The organism is Pseudoduganella sp. RAF53_2 (genome assembly GCF_052113985.1).
Lineage (GTDB): Bacteria > Pseudomonadota > Gammaproteobacteria > Burkholderiales > Burkholderiaceae_D > Rugamonas.
Window position 1 is genome coordinate 1 of the sequence record NZ_JBFRDW010000191.1, and the last position, 9,166, is coordinate 9,166.

Consider the following 9,166-nt stretch of genomic DNA (forward strand, 5'->3'; position numbering starts at 1 on the left):
CATCAATACACTAGTTCGCTTCCCATGCGCATGAAGAATGGCAGGCCGACCGATTGCAGGCGGTCCATCAGGAAGGCGGCCACCTCTTCGCAGGAGGTCATCGAAATTTCGATATTGTCGAAGTTGTTGTTGTCGAGGCGGCCCAGGCGCACGGTCCATTCGGGCTGCAGGTGGACGTCATCCAGCTGGGCTTGCGAGATCAGCGAGGGACGCTGATGCTGCGGGAAAGCGCCCTGCTCCGACCAGCCCAATTCCACCGTAACCGCATCGCGCAGGCCGCGCGAGTCCGGCGACAGGATGATGAGGCTGTTTCCGTTTTTCCACACCAGCTCCCCGTCCATCAGGCTGGGCGCGGTGACGTTCCATAATTTGAATTCCGGCAGGGATGCACGCATCTGATCGGCGAACGCGCTTGCCAGCGTCAGTCTTAGTTTCCGGTCCATGAGGCTCCTTTGCGCTCAAACATCGCGCAATTATAAGGATGCTTTCCCGCCGGAAATCTATCGAATTGTAACTTCCGCTAATAAAATTGAAAGTTAGTCAAAATATCCGGGCGGGATTGGCCTTGTTCATAATGTTTTGACGAACTCGCGGATACCGCCCAGCAGCATTTCAATCGACATCGCAGCGAGGATCAGGCCCATCAGGCGCTCAAACGCCGTCATCACTTGCGGCCCCAGCACCTTCTGCAAGCGCTCGGCGCCAAGGAAGACGGCCAGCCACACCGCCACCACCGAACCCAGTGCGGCAACGTGAATCAATACCTCGCCCGTGCTTTCGCGCGAGAACAGCAGCACGGTCGCCAGCGCGGAAGGGCCGGCCAGTGCAGGAATCGCCAGCGGCACGATGAAGGGCTCGCCGCCTTCCGTGCGTCCCAGCACTCCATCCGGATGCGGGAACACCATGCGGATGGCGATCAGCAGCAGGATCACGCTGCCCGCAATGCGCAGCGAGGCTTCGGACAGGCTGAGCGCCTTCAGGAAGTGCGAGCCGAAGAACATGAACACCAGCAGCACGATGAAGGCGATCAGGCATTCGCGCACCACGATCTTGGGGCGGCGCCGCGGCGGCACCGGCGCCAGCGCCGTCGCGAACAGGGGAACGTTGCCGAACGGGTCAGTCACCAGCAACAGAAGAATAAAGGTCTGGAAGAAGTCTTGAGTCATGCCGGGATCTTACAGATCTATCAACCGTGCTTCAACAATTTGCGGTCGCAGGCGTCCACAGGCCAGCTGTCCGGCCACAGCTCGGGCTGGATGCGCTCGCCCAGCTGGGTGCGCAGCTTGCCGTAGGTATCACGGTCATTGGCGCGGCAGGCGAAGGAAGCGAACTTGTTGCGCGCCGCCGCGTCGCCCGGATAACGCTGCAGCAGGTCTTCGAAACCCGTCTTCATCAGCGTCCACTCCGGCAGGCTGCGGCGGTCGGGGAAAGTGATGGCATCGCTGCCGTTGCCGTCCTCGCGCCAGTACAGGCGGGCATACATGCTGCCGCCATCGTTGGAGCGCGTGAAGAACACGGCGCGGCGCGCGAACTGGTCGAATTGCACCGCGCTGCCGCCGCCACGCGGACTATAGGCGCGGCCCATGGCGAAGTGGATCTGCTGGTCCTGCGGGAATACCTGCACGGCTTCCAGGTAGGCGCTGGCGACGGCGCGGCGCGTGGCGCCCCCTTCCAGCATCAGGCCGATATTCAGGCTGTACCACAGCGGGCAGCTGGCGGCCTGCGCCTTTACTTGCTGCAGGCGCGCAGTGCCGTTGCCGATCTGTTCGTGATACAGATCCAGCGCTTCCTTCGGCATCGTCGACACCGCGCCCAGGCGCAGCTGCGAGGCATAGGCACGCCAGTAAATCGCTTCCACGAAAGCCTGGGCCAGGGAATCCGGTTGCTGGCTGCGCCATTGGGCCAGCGCCGTGCGGTCGGCTTCCCAGCTTTGCATGCTGCGGAATTGGCTGTCGAAGGCGGGTTCGAAAGCGGCCAGCTCGGGCAAGCCTTCGGGCGTACGGGCGCCGCCGCACCACTCGTGCAGGGTCTTGTCGATGGCCTCGAACTTGTGCTCGGACCACAGCTTCTGCAGCGGGGACGCCGCCAGCGCGGCAGGCGCCGCCGTCAACAGGGGAAGAATCAGGAACAGCCGGGACAACATGCACATCTCCGCAAAACGATGCCAGAGATTATACATATTTTGCCGAGTGGCAATAAAAAATGGCGGCCAGGCTGTGTGCCTGCCGCCACGTTTCAGGGGGATTACGGAGCGATTACGCGCCGGCCTCGCCCTTCTTGATCCAGGCCGCCAGCTGGTGCGGGCGGATGCCGTCGTAATCTTCGAACGGCTGATGAATCCATGGATTGTGCGGCAGTTCTTCCATCTGGTAGTCAGGCTTGAAGGCGGAGCTGCCCTTGGTCCAGATCACTGCGGACTTCACTTCGGTCACGCCTTCGAAGTTTTCCTTCAGGTGAGACATCACCTTGGTCAGGGTCACGCCAGAGTCGGCCAGGTCGTCCACCAGCAGGATCTTGCCTTTCAGCGGGCCCTTGGTCATGGTCATGTACTTGGCGATATCCAGGTCGCCGCGCACGGTGCCCGCTTCTTCGCGGTAGGAGCTGGTCGACAGAATGGCCAGCGGCACGTCGAAGATACGCGAGAACACGTCGCCCGGACGCACGCCGCCGCGCGCCAGGCACAGCACCATGTCGAACTTCCAGCCGGATTCGTACACCTTCAGCGCCAGGCGCTCGATCAGGCGGTGATACTCATCCCAGGAAACCCACAGATGTTTTTGGTCAGATACAGGGGTAGTCATATTGCTCGACTCTTTTCTTATTCAAATGGGTGACGCAGAACGATGGTCTCTTCGCGGTCCGGACCGGTCGAAACCATGTCCACCGGCACGCCCACCAGTTCTTCGATACGCTTGATGTAGGCACGGGCATTGGCCGGCAGCGCAGCCAGCGACTTGGCGCCAACGGTGCTTTCGGTCCAGCCAGGCATTTCTTCGTAGATCGGCTCGCAGCGCGCGGCTTCTTCAGCGCCGACCGGGAAGATGTCCACGTGCTTGCCATCGACCATATAGCCGGTGCACAGCTTCAGGGATTCCAGGCCATCCAGCACGTCCAGCTTGGTCAGGCACATGCCGGACACGCCGTTGATCTGCACCGAGCGGCGCAGCAGCGCAGCGTCGAACCAGCCGCAGCGGCGGGCGCGGCCCGTCACGGTGCCGAACTCGTGGCCCACGGACGCCAGGTGCTTGCCTACGCCCTGGTCGGTCGGCAGTTCGGATGGGAACGGACCGGAACCAACGCGGGTAGTGTAGGCCTTGGTGATGCCGAGGATGTAGTGCAGCATGCCCGGACCCACGCCAGCGCCGGCAGCGGCATTGCCGGCCACGCAGTTGGAGGATGTCACGAACGGATAGGTGCCGTGGTCAACGTCCAGCAGCGAACCCTGTGCGCCTTCGAACAGCAGCGAGCCGCCGTTCTTGTGCACCGAGTACAGTGCGGACGACACGTCGGTCACCATCGGGCGCAGGCGCGGCACGTAGGCCAGCGCGTCGTCCAGGGTCTTCTGGTAATCGATCTTCGGCGCCTTGAGATAGTTCTCCAGCACGAAGTTGTGGTAGTCCAGGTTCTCTTTCAGCTTCTCTGCGAAACGCTCGGTGTTCAGCAGGTCGGCCACGCGGATGGCGCGGCGCGCCACCTTGTCTTCATAGGCCGGGCCGATGCCCTTGCCGGTGGTGCCGATCTTGGCGGCGCCGCGCGCTGCTTCGCGGGCTGCATCCAGCGCGGTGTGGTATGGCAGGATGACCGGGCAGGCTTCGGAAATCTTCAGACGGGAAGCCACTTCCACGCCGGCTGCTTCCAGCTTGTCGATTTCGCGCAGTACGTCCGGCACGGACAGCACCACACCGTTGCCGATGTAGCAGGCCACGCCTGGGCGCATGATGCCCGAAGGGATCAGTTGCAGCGCAGTCTTCACGCCGCCGATAACGAGGGTGTGGCCCGCGTTGTGGYCACCCTGGAAGCGAACCACGCCCTGTGCGTGTTCGGTCAGCCAGTCGACGATCTTGCCCTTGCCTTCATCGCCCCACTGGGTGCCGATAACGACGACGTTCTTTGCAGTTTTCTTTGACATCACACTTAACCTAGGTTTTTAAGAATCCAGTTACTACCACTTTCGTCGAGCACCAGCGCGCGGTCGCACTCGAACTCGTCCTGTTCGTTGTTGTGACCCGGCAGGGACTGGATCACAACTTCGCCGGACTTGCGCAGCTCGGCGATTTTTTCTTTCAGTTCGGGCGCATTGCCCCACGGCGCGCGGATCGAATGCTTGCGCTCCGCCGTCGGCAGCAGGCGCGCCAGCTCGCGCAGATCCATCGAGAAGCCGGTTGCCGGACGCGCGCGGCCAAAAGCTTCGCCCACGTGGTCGTAACGGCCGCCACGCGCCACCGCGTTCGGCAGGCCCGGCACGTACAGCGCAAACATGGCGCCGCTCTCGTACTGGTAGCCGCGCAGGTCGGCCAGGTCGATCGCCACATTGGCGCGGCCGATGGCCGACGCCGCCAGTGCCGCCAGCTCGGCCAGCGCCTTGCTGATACCCGGCAGTTCCGGCAGCTCGGCGCGGGCGCGCTTCAACACTTCCACATCGCCGTACAGATTCGGCAGGGCCAGCAGCGCCTTGCGCGTGCCTTCGGCGTAATTCGCGGCCAGCGCCTTCAGGCCTGGCACATCCTTACCCCGCAGCAGAGCCACGATGGCGTCATGATCTTTTTCGGCGGCCTGGTCCTGGCTCAGGATGGCGCGCAGCACGCCGACATGGGTCAGGTCCAGACGCACATCGGTGAAACCGGCCAGCTCCAGCGAGCCCAGTGCCAGTTCCTGGATTTCCGCGTCCGCTTCCAGGCCGGCGTGGCCATAGATCTCGGCGCCGATCTGGATCGGTTCGCGGGTGGCGTGCAGGCCGGACGGACGGGTATGCAGCACCGAGCCGCAGTAGCACAGGCGGGTCACGGTGGCACGGTTCAGCAGGTGCGCATCGATACGCGCCACCTGGGTCGTCATGTCCGGGCGCAGGCCCAGCATGCGGCCGGAAATCTGGTCGACCAGTTTGAAGGTGCGCAGGTTGCTGTCCTCGCCGGCGCCGGTCATCAGGGACTCGACGTATTCCAGCAGTGGAGGCATGACCAGCTCGTAGCCATACAGCCGGAAATTATCCAGCATCAGGCGGCGCAACTCCTCAATCTTGCGTGCTTCGGACGGCAAGACGTCGGCAATGTGTTCAGGCAGAAGCCAATTCGGCATTGGAAGAATCTATTGAATGATAAACAATGCAGGCGCAGGTGCGCCGCCCGGAAAACCGGAGAGCCAAACCGCGTATTCTACGCGAAAACGTGGCTCAACTGGAAAAAAAATGGGGACGGAACACATTTGCCGCCTCGGCGGAAATTGTGTTCCGTCCCCATTTTCTGGCTGGCTGGGACGGCTTATTTGCCTGCGCCCGGGGCCTTGAAATATTTGAAGAACTCGGTGTTCGGATCGACCACCATCACGTCCGCCTTCGACTTGAAGGAGCCGCGATAAGCTTCCAGACTACGGTAGAACTTGTAGAACTCCGGATTGCGGCCAAACGCTTCAGCATAGATCTGGGACGCCTTGGCATCGCCCTCGCCCTTGATCTTCTCCGCGTCGCGGTAGGCTTCGGCCAGGATCACGGTACGCTGTTTCTCGGCGTCGGCGCGGATCTTTTCGGATTCCGCCGCACCGGTGGAACGCAGCTCGTTCGCCACGCGCAGGCGCTCGGCCTTCATGCGGTCATACACCGAGTTGTTGATCTGCTCAACATAATCGACCCGCTTCAGGCGCACGTCGATGATGTCGACGCCGATCTGCTTGGCCTCATTCACCACCTTGCCGCGCAGTTCGTCCATCACCTTGCCGCGCTGGCCCGAGATCACTTCGCGCACGGTGCGCTTGGTGATGGCGTCGTTCAGCGCTGCCTTGACGATCTGCGACATGCGGTCACGCGCCCTGCCCTCGTCGCCACCAAAGGAAACGAAGTACAGGCGTGGATCGGTAATGCGCCACTTCACGTACGAGTCGACCAGGATGTTCATCTTCTCGGCCGTGATGAAGCGGTCAGCGTCCTGGTTGTCCAGGGTCAGGATGCGCTTGTCCAGATACAGCACATTCTGGAACGGCGGCGGCAGCTTGAAGTGCAGCCCTGGTTCGCTGATGACCTGCTTCACTTCACCCAGGGCGAAGACGATGGCGAACTTGCGCTGGTCCACCACGAACACGGTGGAAGACAGCAGCATCAGAGCGACAAACGTCGCAATCAGATAAGTAACGAGTCGGTTCATTAGCGGCTCTCCCGGTCACGGGACGAATCGCGCGAACGCAGGTCGCGGCGGTTCGGGTCGAGGTTCTGCATGCTGTTGTCCGGCGTCAGAAGCACGGCAGCAGGTGGCGGCGGCGTCTGCGAGGCGGCACGCGCAGCATCGGCGGCGGCCACCTGGGCAATCAGCTTGTCCAGCGGCAGATACAGCAGGTTATTGCCATTGCGCGAATCGGCCATGACCTTGGTGGTGTTGGCGAAGATCTGCTGCATGGTGTCGAGGTACATGCGGTCGCGCGTCACGCCCGGCGCTTTCTGGTACTCGGCCAGCACCGACTTGAAGCGGTCGGCGTTACCGGTCGCGTTCTCCACGGTCTGGGCGCGATAGGCTTCCGCCTGCTGCACCAGCGCGAAGGCGGTGCCGCGGGCTTTCGGCACCACGTCGTTGGCATATGCCTGGCCTTCGTTCTTCTGGCGCTCGCGGTCCTGGCTGGCTTTCACGGCGTCGTCAAAGGCGGCCYGCACCTGCTCCGGCGGCTGCACGCCCTGCATGGTCACATTGGTGATCTGCACACCGGACGCGTAGCGGTCCAGGATGGTCTGCATCAGCTGCTGGGTTTCCAGCGCCACCTTCTCGCGGCCTTCGTACAGCACGAAGTCCATCTTGCTGCGGCCAACCACTTCGCGGATCGACGTCTCAGCCACCTGGCGCACGGTTTCTTCCGCATCGCGGTTGTTGTACAGCCAGGCCACCGGGTCTTTCAGCTTGAACTGCACAGCGAACTGGATGTCGATAATGTTCTCGTCATCGGTCAGCATCAGCGATTCGCGCGCCTGCTTGGAGCGCACATTGCCGCGATAGCCCACTTCCACCGTGCGCACCTGCGACACGTTCACCGTCTCATCGTTCTGGAACGGATACGGCCAGCGCCAGTTGAAACCGGCCGGCGTGGTGTGGCTGAATTTGCCGAAGGTGGTGACGACGCCGGTCTGGCCTTCCTGCACGATGAAGGCGCCGGATGCCAGCCATACCAGCACGGCAATCGAAGCCACCGCGCCGAAGGTAAAGCCGGCGCCCTTCATGTCGCCGCCGCTGCCGCCGCCGGAGCCGTTACCGCTGTTGCGGTTGCGGCCACCGCCGAACAAGCCGTTCAGGCGCTGATTGAAGTCGCGCCACAGCTGGTCGAGATCGGGCGGGCCATCGCCGGGCTTCTTGCCCTCCTGCGCCTGCTTATTGCCATCGCGGTTATTGCCCCAACGCGGGTCATTCAGCGACAGATTCAGGCCGGGTCTTTTCTTGAAAAAGGAAAAAGCCATGTTTTTATTAGTGTGATCCAGCATGGATTAGGTTGGAAATACTGTCCGGCGCCATCGGTTCTTCCCGGTGCGCGGCGGCTTCCTGCTCGTCCTTGGCGGCTTCACTGATTGCTTCGCGCAGCAGGTCCAGCCCTGCACCCGTGCGTGCGCTGATGAAGACGCGGGAAATCTTATCATACTCATCACGTTCGACCGCCGGCTCAAGGTCGGCCGCATCAATCTTGTTCCATACCAGGATCTGTGGAATATGGTCGGCGCCGATTTCCTGCAGCACCGCATTGACCTGTTCGATCTGCTCCATGCGCACCGGACTGGAACCATCGACCACATGCAGCAGCAGGTCGGCGTGGATGGTTTCCTCCAGCGTGGCGCGGAATGCCGCCACCAGCTGGTGCGGCAGTTCGCGCACGAAGCCCACCGTGTCCGACAGCACGACATTGCCGACCTCTTCGCCCATGTAGATGCGGCGCGAAGTGGTGTCCAGGGTGGCGAACAGCTGGTCCGCGACGTAGACGCCGGCTTTGGTCATGGCGTTGAACAGCGTGGACTTGCCGGCGTTGGTATAGCCGACCAGCGACACCGAGAAGGTGTGGTTGCGGTTGCGCGCACGGCGCTGCGTCTCGTGCTGCTTGCGCAGCTTGGCCAGGCGGGTACGCAGCATCTTCACGCGCTCGCCGATCAATCGGCGGTCGGTTTCGAGCTGGGTTTCACCAGGGCCGCGCAGACCGATACCACCCTTCTGACGCTCAAGGTGGGTCCAGCCGCGGATCAGGCGGGTGGACAGGTGCTGCAGCTGTGCCAGTTCCACTTGCAGCTTACCCTCGTGGCTCTTGGCGCGCTGCGCGAAGATATCGAGGATCAGGCTGGTGCGGTCCAGCACGCGGACGCTGAGACGTTTTTCGAGATTGCGCTGCTGGGCGGGCGACAGCGCGTGATTGAAGATGACGATTTCGAGTTTGTGGTCCTGGACGGCAAGGCCGATTTCATCCGCCTTGCCGCTGCCGACGAAATACGCGGCGTCGGGCGACGACCGCTTGCCGGTAATGGTCGTTACCGGCTCTGCTCCCGCGGAACGCGCGAGCAGCGTCAGCTCCTCGATACTGGCAGCAAAGTCGCCCTGTCCGAAATCTACCCCGACTAATGCTGCACGCATAGGAACGGCTTTACTCCGCCGCCTCGGAAGAGGATTCGATATTCAGGTTGACGGCGCGGGCCGGCACCACCGTAGAAATCGCATGCTTGTACACCATCTGGGTGACGGTGTTACGCAGCAGGACCACATACTGGTCGAAAGACTCGATATGACCTTGCAGCTTGATGCCGTTGACCAGGTAGATCGAGACAGGAACGTGCTCTTTACGCAGCGCGTTCAGGAATGGGTCTTGTAACAATTGCCCTTTATTGCTCATAACAGCTCCAGTTTTATGTTGTTGTCTAGAATTGGAGGCGAAACTCTTGAATTCAAGTGCCGTGGGGATGCTCCAAAGCTACTGTACCTTGTTTTTTCGAATCCTGCAGGAG

At 61.9% G+C, this 9,166-nt stretch carries 10 protein-coding genes; all 10 read right to left on the bottom strand.

The features are described from left to right. Nucleotides 1–2 precede the first annotated feature (2 nt). Nucleotides 3–443 carry a hypothetical protein gene (locus AB4Z11_RS13310; RefSeq protein WP_442025729.1) on the bottom strand — a complete coding sequence of 147 codons (441 nt, stop codon included), beginning with the start codon at nt 441–443 and terminating at the stop codon, nt 3–5. A gap of 126 nt (nt 444–569) precedes the next feature. Continuing rightward, nucleotides 570–1,166, bottom strand: coding sequence for a MarC family protein (locus tag AB4Z11_RS13315; protein ID WP_442025730.1), 597 nt, complete (start codon nt 1,164–1,166; stop codon nt 570–572). A 20-nt stretch (nt 1,167–1,186) separates the two neighbouring features. Then, nucleotides 1,187–2,143: a hypothetical protein gene (locus AB4Z11_RS13320; RefSeq protein ID WP_442025731.1), complete on the bottom strand. Its 957-nt coding sequence runs from the start codon at nt 2,141–2,143 to the stop codon at nt 1,187–1,189. A 112-nt stretch (nt 2,144–2,255) separates the two neighbouring features. Further along, the gene (locus tag AB4Z11_RS13325) at nt 2,256–2,801 is read right to left on the bottom strand and encodes a phosphoribosyltransferase (protein ID WP_442025732.1); all 546 of its coding nucleotides are present in this window, start codon (nt 2,799–2,801) and stop codon (nt 2,256–2,258) included. Between the two features lie 17 nt (nt 2,802–2,818). Next, complete coding sequence (locus AB4Z11_RS13330; protein ID WP_442025733.1) at nt 2,819–4,129, bottom strand: adenylosuccinate synthase; 1,311 nt, start codon at nt 4,127–4,129, stop codon at nt 2,819–2,821. A 5-nt stretch (nt 4,130–4,134) separates the two neighbouring features. Next, nucleotides 4,135–5,295: an ATP phosphoribosyltransferase regulatory subunit gene (locus tag AB4Z11_RS13335; protein ID WP_442025734.1), complete on the bottom strand. Its 1,161-nt coding sequence runs from the start codon at nt 5,293–5,295 to the stop codon at nt 4,135–4,137. A gap of 182 nt (nt 5,296–5,477) precedes the next feature. After that, nucleotides 5,478–6,353, bottom strand: coding sequence for a protease modulator HflC (gene hflC, locus AB4Z11_RS13340; RefSeq protein ID WP_442025735.1), 876 nt, complete (start codon nt 6,351–6,353; stop codon nt 5,478–5,480). Then, nucleotides 6,353–7,645 carry an FtsH protease activity modulator HflK gene (gene hflK / locus AB4Z11_RS13345; protein ID WP_442025736.1) on the bottom strand — a complete coding sequence of 431 codons (1,293 nt, stop codon included), beginning with the start codon at nt 7,643–7,645 and terminating at the stop codon, nt 6,353–6,355. Before hflK ends, hflC begins: the two co-directional genes overlap by 1 nt. Before the next feature lie 7 nt (nt 7,646–7,652). Continuing rightward, nucleotides 7,653–8,798, bottom strand: a complete 1,146-nt coding sequence (gene hflX, locus AB4Z11_RS13350; protein WP_442025737.1) for a GTPase HflX — start codon at nt 8,796–8,798, stop codon at nt 7,653–7,655. Nucleotides 8,799–8,808: 10 nt separating this feature from the next. Next, nucleotides 8,809–9,054 carry an RNA chaperone Hfq gene (gene hfq, locus AB4Z11_RS13355; RefSeq protein ID WP_395400609.1) on the bottom strand — a complete coding sequence of 82 codons (246 nt, stop codon included), beginning with the start codon at nt 9,052–9,054 and terminating at the stop codon, nt 8,809–8,811. Nucleotides 9,055–9,166: the final 112 nt, after the last annotated feature.

Excerpts from the sequence above, each read along its gene's own strand:
- AB4Z11_RS13310 (WP_442025729.1), bottom strand. The coding sequence starts at position 443 with ATGGACCGGAAACTAAGACTGACGCTGGCAAGCGCGTTCGCCGATCAG.
- AB4Z11_RS13315 (WP_442025730.1), bottom strand. The coding sequence starts at position 1,166 with ATGACTCAAGACTTCTTCCAGACCTTTATTCTTCTGTTGCTGGTGACT.
- AB4Z11_RS13320 (WP_442025731.1), bottom strand. The coding sequence starts at position 2,143 with ATGTTGTCCCGGCTGTTCCTGATTCTTCCCCTGTTGACGGCGGCGCCT.
- AB4Z11_RS13325 (WP_442025732.1), bottom strand. The coding sequence starts at position 2,801 with ATGACTACCCCTGTATCTGACCAAAAACATCTGTGGGTTTCCTGGGAT.
- AB4Z11_RS13335 (WP_442025734.1), bottom strand. The coding sequence starts at position 5,295 with ATGCCGAATTGGCTTCTGCCTGAACACATTGCCGACGTCTTGCCGTCC.
- hflC (WP_442025735.1), bottom strand. The coding sequence starts at position 6,353 with ATGAACCGACTCGTTACTTATCTGATTGCGACGTTTGTCGCTCTGATG.
- hflX (WP_442025737.1), bottom strand. The coding sequence starts at position 8,798 with ATGCGTGCAGCATTAGTCGGGGTAGATTTCGGACAGGGCGACTTTGCT.
- hfq (WP_395400609.1), bottom strand. The coding sequence starts at position 9,054 with ATGAGCAATAAAGGGCAATTGTTACAAGACCCATTCCTGAACGCGCTG.